We start from the raw sequence: 17,449 nt of genomic DNA, 5'->3' as shown, positions 1-17,449 counted from the left end.
GCAGTAGATGCCCCTTTTTACTGTGATAAGTAAGCGTATTAGTTTTTTATCACTTTTATACTTTGCTTCTCACCATTCATTTCAAAAACAAGTAAGTACAAACCTGTCTTCAAACTCTGGAAGTTTGTGTTTAACAGCTTCTCGCTTAGTCCAGCCTCAACAGCCATAATCTCCTTATACACTACTCTGCCAGCAGCATCGTATAGTATGGCTTGTGCATTGCCTGTGCCTGTTGTGTTGATGCTAAGCTGCAAGCTACTCTGGAATGGGTTAGGGAACGCAGCAACTGCAGGGCTGCCTGCCAAGTTAAAATCTACTGCCCTAGGTCCGTATACTTGAGCTTCACCATTTGTATCCAGCTGGCGCAGGCGGTAATAACGTGTACCTTGCTTGCCACCTTCTGTATCAGTAAAAGTATAAGCTTGCTTCGAGTAAGTGTTTACGGCTTTGCTTTTCACGAAACCAATCTTGCGGTAAGTATGGCCATCTGTAGATACTTCTACTCCAAAGCCGTCATTATCCTGTTCCATTGCTGTAGCCCAGTTAATGACAGCGTTAGAACCGCTTCTAGCCGCTGTAAACGAAATAAGCTCTACAGGTAATGGTGTTATAGTACGGCCTAAGGTAAAGTAACCGGTCGGCCCCAGGTTAGTACCCTGAACTTGCTTGCCTGCTGGTGTTGCACTTGGCAGTATTGATTTCCAGTATGCTGATGATGAATTGTTACTAGACCAGTAAAACACTAATTCTCCGTCTTTACCTACCATCTCTGGTTCTAACTCATGGTCAAAGTATGAAATAGCCACATCTACGCGGTTACTAGAGTTTGCAGTAGAAGGCTCCAATAAGAAGTAGCGCTTCACGTTGGCTCCATTACCAAGAGCTGCATTAGGGCCAGTTACTCTTGTTATCTTAACACTACCAGGTGTGCCTTCCGTTGGCGTCACAGTCATACCCAATCCACCAAAAGACTCTGCCCCTGTTACATTACGGGTAGTTTCAACGGTGCCAGTTAAGTAATTTGTGTTGCTCTCGTTTACAAAAGATGCTGTGTTAGCCAGTATAACCTTATTAGCTTTCGTATCTATTTTACCATTTACAAATTCCATTCGGTTTGCCACCTGCGCATTAGCTGCAAACTCTTTGCTGCCTCCTCCTGAAACCAATACATCATAGTAAGCAGCACCAGCAACTTTTTGGGCTGTACTGCCATTAAAGTTGATTGTTGATGCAGCCGTAACTAAGTCTGCCGAAGCACCTGTAATAGTAAAATCTTTAGCGATACCTGTAGTACCTGTAAAAGATTTTACGCCACCATTGCTTAAGTCAAGGTTATAGTAGTTTATAGGCAGTACGATCTGTGAGCTTGCTCCATTGTAATCTACTGTAACATTTGTGTTAGCAGCATTTACAACAGCTGTGCTTTCCTTTGTTGCAGTACCAGAGATGCCAGCTTTACCAGTAGCAAAAGTTTTAGCACCTGTATTACTGAATGCAAGGTTGGTGTAGTTGATCGCAGCTACCTCCTGAGCGTTTGCACCATTATACTCTATACTACCAGGGGAAACTACGTTAGCAAGATCAGATGCTTTTGTAAAGTTGCCTGCAATTTTTGTTGCACCAGCAGTAAAGGTTTTTGTGCTGTTTGTACCTGCCAGATCAAGGTTACCATACTGCACGTCTTTTATAATCTGGTTGCTGCCGTAGTAAGTTACTGTACTGGCCGGTTCAAGTGCATAAAGGTTAAAAGTTGGAAGCGATTTTGCTCCACCAATTCTTAGAGTAGCGTTATCTGCAACTCCCATGATGGCATTATCTTCTCCTATTCCAGGATCTGCCTCAGCATTTCCGGCTTCATCTGTAGGTGTTGCGGTAGCAGGTCCTGAAGTAGCACCATACATGATAAGGTCTTTATTAGTAGCATCTAAAGTACCGCTCTCTACATGTACCCCCCTTAAACCTTCTACATTAGTATTAAGTGTAAGGTCGCCTGTACCCGTTTTAGATACTCTTAAGTTACCTAAACCAATTATGCCACTAGTTGCATTAACTGTTGCCGGTGCTGTACCTGTAAAGTTTATTTCAATGTTTGATGCTTTTAGTTCAGCCCCTAGATGATTAAAATTACCTGTTAAAGTTATATTGCTTTCAAGGTTAGCCTTAGCACCGCCTTCAACTGTAAGATTTCTAACTGAGAATCCGCCAACTCCACTTACCGTAGAAGGGATTATCTCATTAGTCACTTTGTCTACTCTTGTAGATAAAAGAACCAAATCAGCATTGGGAGAATTGAACACACCATTGTTTGTCATGTCGCCACCCACAATATAACGTGTTCCGGGGCCTGCAACAAACAAGGCTCCTTGCTCTATTCTAAAATCTCCATCGAATCTCCATGTGGTACCTGTAATAGCTGGCACCTTTTCTGAAAGCTGTGTAAGGCTAATACCATACAGCATCGTCTGAATGCCATAAGGATGTGTATTGGCAACAATCAAATTATTAAACTTACTTGGTATAGCCCCTGCTAATAAAATCAGCCTGTCACCTCCAAACCTTACTGTACCTGTACTCAGTAGTGAAGTAGAATCTGTTCCCATGTTGAATGGGAATGAAGTCATAAGTATGCCATCGCTTTTCTGATCTAGGTGTAGTGGCTCAAAATTGAGAATACCAGAACTTGTAACTGTGCCTAAATTTGTAAAAGCGGTGGCAAAATTATGTGTAAAGCTACCACCATGAAATTTAGCCCCGGGCATCACAACAAATGACCCCAGTACTGTCCAATTCACGCTTGTGGTAACTCCACCAATATTAGAAATGGTAACATTCGCAAATTGGGGAGGGGTATTAGAGTTTAAAACAGGCGGTACCTCACCAGTAAACACTACTGTTGGTGCCCCTGTATCACCAGGAAGTATAGGCGCCAGCAGTTGTATATTCTGTTCTCTTGTACCCAAGAATGTTGCTGATCCACTACTCCTCAAGATGCCTTGGTTTTTGAAGTTTCCAGCTATACTAACTACTGCAGAGGCAGCATTTAAGTATGAGTTATTTACAAGGTCGAAGGTGGTCTTTGTTGTATCTGTGAAAACATTGCCAGCTCCAACTATGTCTATACCACCTTGAATGGTAAGGTCAGTTAAGAACTTATAATGAGCCCCCTTCTCTACAAGCAAGTCATTTACATAAATATGTTTCCCTGATAATGTCTTCTCTATACCACTGGTTGAAGCTAATATCACAGTTCCGGTAGGAGCAGTTTTTCCATCGGCATTATAAGATCCAGGAATAAAGCTTCCATTATTAGCAAAGTGTCCGCTAAGCGTAAGCGCCTCGCTATTCGCATCAAGAGTAGCTCCTTCGTTGATTGTTAAGTCACCTTTAACTTGGGTGGCAGCTATCAATTTCTTAGCTACTGTTCCTCCATTGAGAAGTTCCAGATTACCATATATTACTGACTCTATATTTTGTAAACCTGTTCCTTTGTAAACTACTTTACTGGTAATATCTAAATTATCGTTATTAAAATTAGCAGGGAAGTTAGAACCATCCAACTGAAGTACAGAAGTTCCTCTTAAGCTAAATGTTCCACCTACAGCACTTCTGTCCAGTCTGTCTAAGCCTAAATTAACTAAACCGCTTTGCACATCAAGAGTGGCGTTAACTAAAACATCGCCAGCAAGTGTTATAGGTGTTGTTATATCAGGTCTGGCTATTGTAAGGTTATGGAATGTAACAGCAGGTATTGTTTGTGCTGCAGAGCCTATAAAGCCAACAGTACTCGTGCCGGCTTCAAAATCTCCCCCCGTTTTAGTCCAGTCATTAGCTATATTTAGTGTAGATGCTCCTATACTAAATGTACCTCCAGTTTGTAAGATATTTCCACCTACAGTATAAGTTCCTCCTGGTATGGATAGTGTGCCGCCCTGAATTTTGAGATTTCCGGTTATACCGCCAGTTTGAGCTGCTGTTAAAGTAGCAACACCTGCTGACTTATTTATAGTTAAGTTGTGATACAACACTTCACCAATTACCTGAGAATTGCCTCCTTCATAAATAAATTCACCATGCGATCTTGGCGATGTGTTTAGTGCGTTTGAGAAACGCGTATAAGCAGCATTTAAAAAGTCGCCGCTTAATTTAAATGTTCCGGTGCCTAATGTTATTACGCCTGCTCCTTTATGGTCTAAAGATCCTGTAACAGTTATTACACCAGTAGTATTAACCAAGCTAATGTTGTTACCTTCCCCCCCGTCATTAAGAATCATATTACCGCCAACTGTAAGCGTCTGAGCATTGGTTCTTATTTCATGCAAAACTGGTGTTGACGCAGCTGCTCCAATTGCGGTAAGATTACCTTGAACTGATAGAGATCCTCCTGGTGCAAGTGTAAGAGTAGTTTGCGTAGTTCCTTTAAACTGTAAGCCTTTTATATCAACAGCGGTTGCAATAGTTGGCTGGTTTATATAGGGCGCAGCTCCAAGTTCAACAACATCTTCTAAGCTTGGAACACGCTGTACTGTATTTTCAACTCCGTTTGGAGCCTCTACCCAGTTGCTAGCTAAATTCCACTGAGTGTCTGTTGTACCTTTCCAGCGAACAATTCCTGAGTTTGCATAAAGAGTGTAATACCCATTCATACTTGTAAGACTCGCTTTTCTTACCCAATTCTGATTAGCATCTTCACCGTCTCTTGTCCAGGCAGTCCAATTACCTGTGCCCGTAGCTGAGTACCATGGCTGCAAGTTTGCTTCCGTGTTACCATTCAAGTCTGCATGCGTGTACTGCAGCTTTAAAGCACCATCGTAAATCCCATTATGCACAGTAACGTGATATGTTCTGTTTATAGCAGCAGACCCAGCAAAACCTTGTACTGTACCAGTTGTCGTAGTTACTGTTACGGAATCAATGCCTGATGCAGCTGAGAAACTTATTGTATTATATTCAGCATTAAAAGCATATTCTGTGTTAATGTTAAAAGCATGTTTCCTAGTTATAGTGCCTAAAATCCACCCATCTCCCACTTTATCTTTTAATGCTCTTACTTTGCTATTTCCTGTAACCAAAATACCATTGTTTATATTAAGGTTGTTATCAGCAGTAATCACATTCTTAAGTGTTACTGTACTAGCAGCAGTAGCTTTATTGATGTTTAGGTTATAAAATGTGGTAGAACCCGTAATTGTTGCGTCTGTATTACCTCTAAAGCTTACAGTTCCATTGTCATTAGTAAATGTTCCTGAGTTTATCCAGCTTCCATAAATTTGGTGGTTGTGCGTTTGTGCGCTAAGAGTAGCCCCTGCACTAATTGTAATATCACCATTAACTGTAAGTGCACCTGCAGCTGTTTTAGCGTTGTTCCCTCCATTACTGAATACTATATCATGATAAGTTGCAGCCAGTACAGTCTGTGCAACTGTTCCTTTATAAGTAACTTTGTTAGGTTTGTTAGCAGTAGCATTAAATGCTCCTCCAGATGTAGTCGTAAAATTTCTCCCCACACCTAAATCAGCACTACCTGCCATAATTAGCTGTTTACCTGCACCTGCAACTTCTACATCATAGAAGTCATGAGCTCCGTTGAAAGTCGATACACCTGTAAACCTAACTTTACCATTAGTTGCCGTAAATTTACCAGCACCACTCACATCAGATTTGATATCAAAAGAACTTGCTGAACCAATTTTGCCCATAAACCGGATACCATAGAAGGACAGCGTTCCTGAGGAAGTTATGTCATTATCACCTGAATCCGTATTATTTAATGCATCAACAGCATCAGTAAAAGAAACAGTACCAGCACTTGCATTTAGACTTCCGGTAACATTAATATCTTCGTTGATAGTGAAAGTGGAGCCTGTATTGATAGTACCATTTACTACCAGCTTCTGAAATTTAATAGCGTCTGCTGTAGCACTTGTAATTGTCTTAGCAGCTCCAGCCATTGTTACAGTACCACCATTTATCTGCGTTAGAGTATTAGCCCCAGTTGTTGAGAGATTCCCTTCTATATTGAGGTTGTTAGCAAGTATTCTTGTATTACCATTAATAATCAGGTTATTAAACTCATTGTTAGCAGCCGAGCCAGCTATGTTCTTACCTGATCCATTCATTTGAACTGTACTTGTAGAACTAGAAAAACTAGCATTGTTAGTCCAATCCCCCCCTACTGTATGGGTAAAAGATGCGCCATTAAATACTGCTGTACCATCTAGCAATACATTTTTAGAGATACTTATTGGTCCTCTAGCTGTAAAAGACGCCGTTCCATTACCTTCAAAGTTACCGGCAACGTTCATTAAGCTATTAGGCAGTATCTTTATGCCTGATCCAGTAAGGTGCAAATTACCGTAAACCTGATTTGAAACTGTCTGATTGCCTCCATAATAATCTACAGTACTAAGTGAGTTTAGGTTAACAGTTCTATAACCTGGTGAACCTGCAGGGAAATTACTCGGGTTACTTGTACTACTAGTAGTGTTAGCATTGCCAATTAAAAGCTTCGCACCACTTTCAACGATAAGTTCTCCTCCCGAAGTTGTGCCTTGGCTTCTTGTTAATGTATATGTTTTTAAATCTAGTGTTGTCCCTGATTTTACAACCACACCGGCTCCATTATAGTCTGCGTAGTTCGTTGTGTTACCAGTAAGAGATTTAATGCCACTACCGCTAATCAACAAGTTATCATGTATGGTAGCAACGATGTTCTGATCTCCTGACCTGGCGTATTCTATTGTAGCACCTTTTTCTTGAGCAGGGAAACTGGAGTAGTTGTCATAAAAATCAAATGCCATAACCTGCAGAACGCCATTTACTCCTACCGAAAAGTTATCAGCATTTACAAATGTCATTTTTTTAGCGCCCGCGTTCAAAGTTCCTTCAACTTGAACATTTGTAGCTCTTGTTGAAATTATTCTGCTAATGGTAACATTGCTTTCTAATGTTACCTTACTACCTGATAAAATTCTTAAATCACTAAACTCACTCGCAGATGCGCCCTTTAATACTTGTTGGCTACCGGTAAACCTCACAATTGGATAATAATAGCCATTAGAATTTTGTGAGCGCCTTTCATCATAGCTTCCATTATTATTCCAATCCCCCATTAAGCTAACATTCAATCCTGCATTTTCAAACCTGCCACTAGCGTTTATAGTTACATCCCTGGAAACTGTAAGCTGGCTTAAACTTAACAGCGCTACGTTTCCTCCAATTGTCAAACTATAGCATGACGCACCACTTAAAATTTGAATTTGTCTAGGAGTAGTACCTGTGTAGCCATTGATCGTAACTGCAGTATTTGCATCTGGTACCCGGTTATTTGACCAATTGGCTGCATTATGCCAGCTGTTATCACTAGATCCGTCCCATGTAGCAGTTCTAGTCTGAGCAAAAACTTCTGCACTGCACAACCAAACTAAAGCAATTGCCGTAAGAGCAATACAACGTTTAGTTAGAAATACGTTTTTAATAAGGGTAAAAATACTCATAAGCGGCTTATAATTATTTCGTGATATTTAAGGCTACAGCTAAATAGTTTGTAGTTAATATGTATTCTTTCTCTTATAGCTATTACTATAAGAGATTTTTGCATTATGTATATATTTATTATGCATGCAGACAAACAACCTAATGTTCTGCATGCATAACAAATATTATCTTTCAAATAAGTTTTAGCACCTCAAAATCTGCTTCTAACAGCATTTTATGGGTTTTTATCTAACTTATAGTTAATATATTTAAATAAAAGCGATTTTCAATACGATTTACACACTTTAAACCTCATCTATTTAAGCACATCTTCAAAATACTATTAGGCAAAAGCCCAGCTACACATAAAGCACATAAAACTTTATAAAATACAAAATAAAAATTATATATAACCAAACTAATTAATAATTACACCTTTCCAATATTATATAAATACAAAGGTTGAAGGACATATAACTTTCTGTAGCAGAAAGCTACAGCAGAGCTTAATTTTAAGGTTAGCTTCTATGCATTTTAGTAGATATAGTATAGCTATACACTATTATACTTTAGCAGGAGCATGTATAAACATTGAAATTATAATATGAATTTAATATATAGCAATAAGCGCAGGTAAATACTACATATATAGAATCTTATATTCTAGAACTTTATTTAACCTTATGTAGGTACACGTTTTGCGCTTTGCAAGCAGAATCTAGCAGTTTAGCTCTTCATTAGTACAACACTTCCCTAAAGTTAATATGGCATGTATTTAATATACTGTCTCTGATTTTTCAAAAAGTCAAAAAAAAGTTGTTATTTAAAGGGTTGTAAAATCAGAATTCGCCCATAAATGAAGCTTACTAAAACGCTCATTAGCCTTATATTTTTACTCCTGTTCTCTTTTCACCTCCAAGCACAGGAAATACCAAACGGCAAAGCTGCCATCGAAGAACTTAAGCTGCAAGCAGTTAACGATACCGCCTTTACCCTCAGCACCACAAACGAAACAGGAAACCTTGTAAAGTACAGCGGGCCGTTATCGTTAAGAATTAATGGAAACCTGCAGGAGGTAAGCTTTACCGAGGGAGAAGCCAAATTCTCATTAGCCAAGCAATCTAAATTAGTGCAGGTTTCCGCTAACCTTGGCACCCACACTATTGCGCGCCTGTACCGCACCGGCGATGATGCAACTCAGGGAATGACTGAAATCCCGATGTGGCTTTCTATACTTCCCCCACTCATAGCGATTGTGCTGGCCCTTATTTTTAGAGAAGTGCTGCTGGCTCTTTTTGCGGGTATCTGGATAGGAGGCTTTGTAGTGTATGGCCTATCGCTGAAATCTATGTTTACGGGTTTGCTAGCCGTTGGCGATACGTACCTGATGCAGGCGCTTACCGATAGCGACCATGTGTCTGTTGTTATATTCTCGATGTTAATTGGAGGGATGGTAGCGGTTATATCTAAAAACGGGGGCATGGCAGGTGTCGTAAATGTACTATCAAGGTATGCTAAGTCAGCTAAGAGTTCGCAGTTGGTTACCTGGTTTTTAGGCATCGCAATTTTCTTTGATGATTATGCCAATACGCTTATTGTAGGCAATACCATGCGCCCCGTAACTGATAAGCACCGTATATCGCGTGAGAAACTTGCTTATTTAGTTGATAGCACCGCCGCGCCTGTAGCGGCCATTGCCTTTGTAACAACCTGGATCGGGGCGGAACTAGGCTATATAAAAGATGCTGCCATTCTGCTTGGTATACAGGAAGGCGCTTACTCCCTCTTTTTCCACTCGCTGGAGTATGCTTACTACCCCGTGCTTACGCTGGTTTTTATGCTGATGCTGATATTGATGAACCGTGATTTCGGAAGCATGCATCACGCTGAGACCAGGGCCAGAGAAACAGGAGCAGTAACTGCTGCAAGCCTGGACCGCAAAGGCCAGGAAAAGCAGCAGCAGGAAATGAGCGAGTTCGAGCCAATTGATGAATCCCGCACCCGCTCCATCAATGCTTTGCTGCCTGTAGCCGTTGTTATCTTAGGCACTCTTGCTGGCTTGCTGTATACTGGTTATAACCCGGAAGTGTGGGCTGATGCTGGCCTTGGATTTATGCGGAAGCTGTCCATCACTATCGGCGATTCCAACTCTTACACAGCGCTTATCTGGGCATCGCTTAGTGGCGTGCTTACAGCAGTTATACTTACCATTGGGCAGCGCATCATGAGCCTTTCCGAAACAATGGAGTCTTTGCTGGTAGGTTTTAAGACAATGTTGCCAGCCATACTTATACTGGTGCTGGCGTGGTCGTTGGCCGCGGTCACAAAAGACCTTTATACTGCCGAATACCTTACATCGCTTTTCTCAGGAAACATATCACCTTATTTTTTGCCGGAGATAACCTTCTTCCTGGCTGCTATTATTGCATTCTCTACCGGGTCTAGCTGGGGTACCATGGCTATACTTTACCCGCTCATGATGCCGGCAGCCTGGTATGTAAGCCAGGGCCAGGGGCTGAGCGTGGAAGAAACTATGCCTATTATGTACAATGTAATTTCGGTTGTGCTGGCCGGTGCGGTATTCGGGGACCATTGCTCGCCCATCTCAGACACGACCATACTTAGTTCTCTTGCCTCTGGCTGCAACCACATAGACCACGTAAAAACACAGCTGCCTTATGCCATTACAGTAGCCTTGGTCGCAAACCTTGTCTGCACAAATCTTTCCAGTTGGGGCGTGCACTGGATGCTGGTGTATATTATAGGTGTTGCCATACTTTGGGGCATCATCAGGTTAATCGGAAAGAAGAACCTGACCGGCACAGAATCAGAAACGGTACATCACCAAACTGCATAAAATACTGCATTTCACTTTTACTAAAGCAGAGGGTCCTATTATACTTAGCAAAACCCTCTGCTTTTAAATATCCAAAGTATAAAAATCGTGTACTACTGCTCGGGCTCCGTAGCTTTCCTTGTTTGCCAGCAAAGTGCCGTTTAGCCCGCTCTCATATAGTGTATCTGAAGAAGTGCCGAAGTCGAAAAACTTTTTAGAGGCATAGGCATGAGTTATCAGGTAGTTTAGTAGCGCAGGTATGGCACCTTGTCTGCGTCCCTCCTCTGTTGATGCAATGTACTGGCAATGTGCTACTTTAGCAGTCTCATAAATAATAACTCCTGCACTTAACTCTCCGGATTTTTCAGCGGTATATAACTTGATATTGTCCGGGAACAGCTTTACCAGGTATAACATTTCCTGCCAAGTATGAACAGGGCTGGTATCATACTTTTCTTTTAAGAGTTGCGCCTCTAATTGCATAAAGGCTTCAAATTTCTGAGATCGGCCAAGGCTCCACCCCTGCTCATGCGCTTTCTTAACCTCCCACCTTCTGGTTTTGCTATACTTCACAGGGTTTGCCTGTTCTATAACCGATAAAACATCGCGCCGGTAAAGCCTGCCACCGCTTTTAAAAAGCGCATACAAGTCTTCCTCGGCTGGTACCTGATGATAAATGTGCGGAACCGTTTTATACCTTATACTTGTAAAGCCATGTTGTTGGCAATAAGCTATCATTGCCTGGAAAACCTGTAGCATTCGCTCCGTTTTCATACTTGGGCAAGAGATAACCCCTCCGTAGGTTAACCCGCTATGTGAGCTAATAGCGGCGCCTTGCTCACAGGCAGGCAACATCGCAATAAGTTCGTTTTTGCTGTAAAACAGCAGCGAGTGGTCCACAAATCTATCGGCATGGTATTCCATGTAATCGCGGCAAAAAAGAAAAGTGGCGTTTTTAGCCCCTGCCACAAAAGCATCCCAAACGGCTTTATACGCTAAAGTATACTTTACAACCTCAATCATTTTTCCAACAAAAGACTACACACAAAGTATAAATACATGGTTTGATCTGCTACCTATTGCGCTCTTCTAAACAACAACTTACCTGTTAAGCACTATCCGGAAGGTTGTACCCTTGCCTACCTCTGACCACTTTACAAACAGCTTGCCCCTATGGTAATTATCGATGATGCGTTTTGCCAGGGCTAAGCCAAGGCCCCACCCACGCCTTTTTGTAGTATAACCTGGCAGAAAAACAGAAGCTATTTTACTTTTGGGAATTCCTTTACCCGTATCAGTTATATCTACAGCGATACTGCTTTTGCCCAGCAGCACCATGTTTATCGTTATCTTACCGCGGCCTTCCATGGCGTCCACAGCGTTTTTGCAGATGTTCTCAATCACCCAGTCGTAAAGCGACACGTTAACTTTGGCTGTGATTTCCGGGGAGAAAGTGGATTGTATGCTAAACTCAACTTTACGCGAAATGCGGTTTTGCAAATAATTGATAGCGTTTTGAGTTACCAGAAGTATGTTTTCGTCGCGGAGCAGCGGCACGGATCCCACATTGGAAAAACGCTCCGTAATGATCTCTAAACGCCGCACATCTTTGCCAAGCTCTTCTACAATGGGTTCGTTCTCAAATTTAGGGCTAGCTTTAATATACTCATACCAGGCCATCAGCGACGAAAGCGGCGTACCCAGTTGGTGGGCGGTTTCCTTTGCCAAGCCAACCCATACCCTGTTTTGCTCTGCACGGCGTGAGTAGCTAAAGGCAAAGTATGCCATCAACGCAAAACAGGCAATTACTATAAGCTGCACATAAGGATAGTAGCGCAACTGCGACAACAAGGCTGAGTCTTTATAAAACACATAATTTTCAGATCCTTCGGCCCATGGCACTATGATAGGCGCATGTTGTGCCCGCATCTTTTCTATTTCGTGCTGCAGCAGCTCTGTTTTGCGTTCCTCTGAAATGTTTTTGGGTAAATCTATGTTCTTTGAATCGAGGATATTTTCATGTTCATCTGTAAGTATAACCGGCACCGTATTATTGGAAGAGAGGATTTCCTCCTCTATAAAAACGATGTTGTCATCGCTTGGGGCATTGATCATGTACCGAAGCCCTTTGGCATAAAGATGAACTAACTCTTGCTCTCTTTCAGACAATTTGCTGACTAGTACGTTAGTATAAGTTATTGTAGCAGCACCTATTATAAGGGCTACAATAACAACAACAAGCTTTATTCTGTTCTTCTGAGAGTAAATGGGTATCATGCAGTTTACACGTAAATTATTTGAAATTAGTATAAATTAAACATTAAGGGCAAGTAAGTTTCATTTTAAAAAATTGAAACGTAAATTTGCACTTTAGTAGAACACACGTTATTATGCTTCAGAACTTTAAAGCGATCAGCCTGTCTTACAAAAAAGCACCGCTGGATATCAGGGAACTGATCGCCTTAGACGAGACTTCATGCAGGCAGTTTCTCCAGACGCTGAAAAGCTTTATTCAGGCTTCTGATGTGCTGGTCCTTTCTACCTGTAACCGCACCGAAGTATACTACAACGCCGACACCGACTACAGCACCGAAATTGTGAAGCTGCTCGGAATCACCAAAGGCATTGATAATATCTCTAAATATCTTGATTATTTCACCGTACTAAACGAGCACAACGATGCAGTTCAGCACCTGTTTGATGTATCGATGGGGCTTGAGTCTCAGGTAGTAGGTGATATGCAGATATCGAATCAGGTGAAGCTGGCTTACCAATGGTCTGCCGACAACGACACGGCCGGGCCGTTTCTGCACCGCCTGATGCACACTATTTTCTTTACCAATAAACGCGTTGTTCAGGAGACTTCTTTCCGCGATGGGGCTGCCTCTACTTCTTATGCAGCCATAGAGCTGATAGAAGAACTCACGGCCGATATTATTGAACCAAGTATACTTGTGGTTGGCCTTGGAGAGATTGGGGCCGATGTGTGCCGCAATTTAAAAGATGCTGGCTACAAAAATATTAAAATCACCAACCGTACATCAGCCAAAGCCTTGGCCTTAGCCGAGGAGTGCGGTCTGGAAGTGATTCCTTTTGAGAATATTGTGCAGGGCCTGAAAGAGGCCGATGTAATTATATCATCGGTGGCGCGGGAAACCCCTTTCTTTACAAAAGAAATGGTAAAGCGACTAGACGTGCTCACGTTTAAGTTCTTTATAGACCTTGCCGTACCACGCAGCGTAGAAGCCGACCTGGAAAGTATACCGGGTGTGTTGGTTTACAACATCGACACTATTCAGAACAAAGCTTCAGAAGCTTTACAACGCCGCATAAACTCTGTACCAAAGGTTAAGGAGATCATCGAAGAGTCCATAGTACAGTTTAACGACTGGTCTAAAGAGATGATTGTATCACCTACAATTAACCGGCTAAAGAATGCGCTAGAGGCTATCCGCCAGGAAGAGATGGCGCGCTACCTGAAGAAGATGAGCCCTGAGGAAACAAAGCGCCTCGATAGCATCACGAAATCGATGATGCAGAAGATCATTAAGCTTCCGGTACTACAACTGAAAGCTGCCTGTAAAAGAGGAGAAGCTGAAACGCTGATAGATTTACTTAATGACCTTTTCGATCTTGAAAAACAGTCTGAAGAAGTAAATCACTAAAATTAAGTAAACAGTATATTTTTCTTAGTGAATAAATAAGCCTAAGATCTTCGCAAGCTTCTAAACAGAAGTAATTCCGAGGATCTTAGGCTTATCTACTTTCATAAATTGCGTGGTCAGCCACTTCTGACTGCACCACTTTTAGATGTCGATACAACATTCTTCCAGGCAATCTATAACATCAATTAGTTTAGGGATGGCTAGTGAGTAGTATATTTTGGTACCCACTTTAAAAGAGGACAAAACTCCCTTGTCCTTTAAAGTGATAAGGTGCTGAGAAGCAATAGCCTGGGGTAAGTCCAGGTGTTTATATATCTCTGTAACAGTCATTTTGTCTTCTTTACCCAACAAATCAACTATAGCCAGCCTTTTTGGGTGCGCTAACACCTTTAACATGGCAGCTGCCTTATCTATCTTCTTTGATTCAACTCTTGATAACAAACTTTTCATAATTAAATATTATACCTAACAGTTTCTACATACATTTCGATCTTATTCACAATAAGATATATACGGTGTTCATAGTATTTTGCTTAGTGCCGTTAATACAAATTAACAATTTCGTATATCGCTACTTATCATGTGCGGCACGCACCTGTGGTTACTAAACAAGAACACAGACATTGCACATTGTTGATTTACGTAAAAAAATAAAAATTGGATATATGATATACTAAATACTAATACATTAACATATAGCCATACTTATATTGGCTCTCTCCGCGAAACAAACGTCACCTCAAATCATCACTTATTGTACTACGCCATGCTGCGCCCCAATTTAACCGCAAGTGGTGCGGCGGCTAGGTAACAACACGCAAACGATCTGATTTTGTTGCTGCTACCAAGAGCGCCCCTTTACATAAAGGGTACACTTATACTTGTGCCTGTTAAGGCATGGCAATACAATAACGTTGATGATAAGCTTATCTTACACCTTTGCAGGCGCATTGGCTGTATATCCTCAACTCATTTTTTGTACCTTTGCCCCACCATAAAACGACAACTTGTAGTATGAAAGACCTGCTAGAGAAATTTGAAAATAAAAGACCTGAAATAGTATTTGAATGGAAAGATGCCGAGACAGAGGCTGAAGGCTGGGTAGTGATAAACTCGCTGCGAGGTGGCGCAGCTGGCGGAGGCACACGCATGCGCAAGGGGCTTGATAAACGTGAAGTTGAGTCGCTTGCCAAAACTATGGAGGTAAAATTCACGGTTTCTGGCCCGGCCATTGGAGGCGCAAAGTCTGGTATCAACTTCGACCCTGCCGACCCGCGAAAGCGCGGCGTGCTGGAACGCTGGTACAAGGCTGTTATTCCGCTGCTGAAGAACTACTATGGCACCGGCGGCGACCTGAACGTGGATGAGATACACGAAGTAATTCCGATTACAGAAGACTACGGTTTGTGGCACCCACAGGAGGGCGTAGTGAATGGGCATTTTAACGCCACAGAACCGCAGAAGATAAACAAGATCGGCCAGTTACGCCAAGGCGTCATTAAAGTAATCGAGGATACCCACTATTCTCCGTCTACAGCACATAAGTATACTGTGGCCGATATGATAACAGGCTTTGGAGTAGCCGAAGCTGTGCGTCACTATTATGATATATGGGGTGGCCAGTTTGAAGGCAAGCGTGCCATTATACAAGGCTGGGGAAACGTAGGAGCAGCCGCAGCATATTACTTAGCCTCTAAGGGTGCCAGGGTAGTTGGAATAATAGACAGAGCAGGCGGCCTCATCAACGAAAACGGCTTTACGTTTAAAGAGATAACAGAGCTGTTCCTTAGCCGCCAGGGCAATGCGCTTAATCCAGAGAATTTGCTGTCTTATGAAGAAGTAAACAGCCGCATCTGGTCTACACCTGCCGAAATATTTATACCTGCAGCAGCCTCCAGGCTTGTGACCAGGGAGCAGGTAGAGCAAATGATAGCCAGCGGCATGGAAGTGATATCGAGTGGAGCAAATGTTCCGTTCCAGGACCCGGAGATTTTCTTTGGCCCAACAGGTGAATTTGCAGATCGCAACCTTTCTGTTATACCTGACTTTATAGCGAACTGCGGCATGGCGCGTGTGTTTGCTTACTTGATGGAGAACGAGGTAGAAATAACTGACGAGGCAATATTCTCGGATATATCAGCAACTATTCGCACAGCACTAGAAAAAACGCATGCTAAGCACAGCCAGAGAACAGAAATCGCGAAGACTAGCTTTGAGATTGCACTTAGCCAACTACTTTAAATCAGAACTATAGCTTATGACAAACTGGAGAGAGCTACTGGCGTACGAGTTTCTGGGCAATACGGTCTCTGAATACCTGTTGGCACTAGGCATTATGCTTTTTGGCTTTGTGTTTAAAACTGTGCTGTCCAAGTTGCTTTCCAGCATTATTTACAAACTGGTAAGGCGCGTCTCTACAGAAGACTATCAACCTGAATTTAGGCGCCTGTTGCTGCAGCCTATTGAGGTACTGCTTTTTCTGGTGTTTTTATACCTTGCATTCCAGGTACTAGATTACCCTGTAGAGCCCAGCGAGCTAAGGAAAGACGATCCTTTCCTGAAAACATTCCTGTTCCGCACTTACCAGGTTTTTGTAATTGTGGCGCTGGCATGGGTGCTTATGCGTTTTGTTGATTTCATTGGCCTTATCTTCAGGTATCGCGCTGAAAAAACAGCTTCTAAACTAGACGACCAACTGGTGCCGTTCTTTGTGGATTTCACAAAGGTAATGGTCGTGATATTTGCCTTTCTGGTAATGCTTGGGGCTGTGTTTAATGTGAATGTTGCTGGTTTGGTGGCAGGCCTGGGAGTGGGCGGCCTGGCTTTGGCCTTTGCAGCTAAAGAAAGCCTTGAAAACCTCCTGGCATCATTTACAATTTTCCTTGATCATCCATTTGTAGTTGGCGATTTGGTTGAGGTAGGCGGCATTACAGGCACTATTGAGAAGATAGGCTTTAGGAGTACCCGTATTCGTACCCTCGAAAAATCGTTTTTAACGCTGCCGAATAAGTTTATGATTGATAAGCCGCTAAACAACCTGACGCTGCGCACCTTCAGGAGAGTGAACTTTGACATAAACTTGACCTACAGCACAACCTCTGAACAAATAAGAGCCATTACAACCGATTTACAACAGTTTATCAACAACCATCCTAACACAAACCAGGATGGCATTGTGCGGTTTCAGACACTTGCTGATAGCGCTAAAAGTATAATGGTTTTATACTTTGTGGAGTCCATGGACTGGGCAGAGTATGTGACTATTAAGGAGGAGGTGGCTTACAAAATAGTTGAAGTAGTTGAGAAGCACGGCGGCGTGTTTGCACACCCAACACAAACGTTATACTTGCAGAAGCCGGCAAGCCTTGATCAGAGTTCAGCACAACAGGCTGCGCCATACTATAGAACTAATACTGATCTAAAGTAGCTATAAACAAAAAAGCAGGAGAAGCTCCTGCTTTTTTTTCACCCTTAT

At 42.2% G+C, this 17,449-nt stretch carries 8 protein-coding genes; 4 read left to right on the top strand and 4 right to left on the bottom strand.

Annotated elements, in window-relative coordinates; all coding sequences use genetic code 11:
- Nucleotides 1-38: 38 nt before the first annotated feature.
- Nucleotides 39-6,854 (bottom strand): T9SS type A sorting domain-containing protein, encoded by a 6,816-nt coding sequence (locus tag Q1A23_RS01930; RefSeq protein ID WP_299818698.1) that lies wholly within the window; start codon nucleotides 6,852-6,854, stop codon nucleotides 39-41.
- Between the two features lie 1,475 nt (nucleotides 6,855-8,329).
- On the opposite strand from Q1A23_RS01930, the gene Q1A23_RS01925 reads away from it, so the two are divergent.
- Nucleotides 8,330-10,330, top strand: coding sequence for a Na+/H+ antiporter NhaC family protein (locus Q1A23_RS01925; protein ID WP_299818695.1), 2,001 nt, complete (start codon nucleotides 8,330-8,332; stop codon nucleotides 10,328-10,330).
- A 63-nt stretch (nucleotides 10,331-10,393) separates the two neighbouring features.
- Here Q1A23_RS01925 and Q1A23_RS01920 read toward each other — a convergent pair whose 3' ends face one another.
- Nucleotides 10,394-11,332, bottom strand: a complete 939-nt coding sequence (locus Q1A23_RS01920; protein ID WP_299818692.1) for a GNAT family N-acetyltransferase — start codon at nucleotides 11,330-11,332, stop codon at nucleotides 10,394-10,396.
- Nucleotides 11,333-11,410: 78 nt separating this feature from the next.
- Nucleotides 11,411-12,586 carry a HAMP domain-containing sensor histidine kinase gene (locus Q1A23_RS01915; protein WP_299818689.1) on the bottom strand — a complete coding sequence of 392 codons (1,176 nt, stop codon included), beginning with the start codon at nucleotides 12,584-12,586 and terminating at the stop codon, nucleotides 11,411-11,413.
- A gap of 113 nt (nucleotides 12,587-12,699) precedes the next feature.
- Between Q1A23_RS01915 and hemA the strand changes: the two genes are divergently transcribed.
- Complete coding sequence (hemA, locus tag Q1A23_RS01910; RefSeq protein ID WP_299818686.1) at nucleotides 12,700-13,974, top strand: glutamyl-tRNA reductase; 1,275 nt, start codon at nucleotides 12,700-12,702, stop codon at nucleotides 13,972-13,974.
- A 141-nt stretch (nucleotides 13,975-14,115) separates the two neighbouring features.
- On the opposite strand, the gene Q1A23_RS01905 is transcribed toward hemA, so the two are convergent.
- A complete protein-coding gene (locus Q1A23_RS01905; protein ID WP_187068257.1) occupies nucleotides 14,116-14,424 on the bottom strand; it encodes a metalloregulator ArsR/SmtB family transcription factor in 309 nt (102 codons plus the stop codon).
- A gap of 564 nt (nucleotides 14,425-14,988) precedes the next feature.
- Here Q1A23_RS01905 and Q1A23_RS01900 point away from each other — a divergent pair.
- The gene (locus Q1A23_RS01900) at nucleotides 14,989-16,215 is read left to right on the top strand and encodes a Glu/Leu/Phe/Val dehydrogenase dimerization domain-containing protein (protein WP_299818682.1); all 1,227 of its coding nucleotides are present in this window, start codon (nucleotides 14,989-14,991) and stop codon (nucleotides 16,213-16,215) included.
- Between the two features lie 16 nt (nucleotides 16,216-16,231).
- Nucleotides 16,232-17,401, top strand: coding sequence for a mechanosensitive ion channel family protein (locus tag Q1A23_RS01895; RefSeq protein WP_299818679.1), 1,170 nt, complete (start codon nucleotides 16,232-16,234; stop codon nucleotides 17,399-17,401).
- Nucleotides 17,402-17,449: the final 48 nt, after the last annotated feature.

Source organism: uncultured Pontibacter sp., from assembly GCF_947492645.1.
Lineage (GTDB): Bacteria > Bacteroidota > Bacteroidia > Cytophagales > Hymenobacteraceae > Pontibacter.
The sequence above is the reverse complement of the archived record's forward strand: the minus strand, read 5'-3'. Positions and strand labels throughout refer to the sequence as shown.

Coding starts and splice junctions, on each gene's coding strand:
- Q1A23_RS01900 (WP_299818682.1), top strand. CDS start 14,989: ATGAAAGACCTGCTAGAGAAATTTGAAAATAAAAGACCTGAAATAGTA.
- Q1A23_RS01905 (WP_187068257.1), bottom strand. CDS start 14,424: ATGAAAAGTTTGTTATCAAGAGTTGAATCAAAGAAGATAGATAAGGCA.
- Q1A23_RS01915 (WP_299818689.1), bottom strand. CDS start 12,586: ATGATACCCATTTACTCTCAGAAGAACAGAATAAAGCTTGTTGTTGTT.
- hemA (WP_299818686.1), top strand. CDS start 12,700: ATGCTTCAGAACTTTAAAGCGATCAGCCTGTCTTACAAAAAAGCACCG.
- Q1A23_RS01895 (WP_299818679.1), top strand. CDS start 16,232: ATGACAAACTGGAGAGAGCTACTGGCGTACGAGTTTCTGGGCAATACG.
- Q1A23_RS01925 (WP_299818695.1), top strand. CDS start 8,330: ATGAAGCTTACTAAAACGCTCATTAGCCTTATATTTTTACTCCTGTTC.
- Q1A23_RS01930 (WP_299818698.1), bottom strand. CDS start 6,854: ATGACATTTGTAAATGCTGATAACTTTTCGGTAGGAGTAAATGGCGTT.
- Q1A23_RS01920 (WP_299818692.1), bottom strand. CDS start 11,332: ATGATTGAGGTTGTAAAGTATACTTTAGCGTATAAAGCCGTTTGGGAT.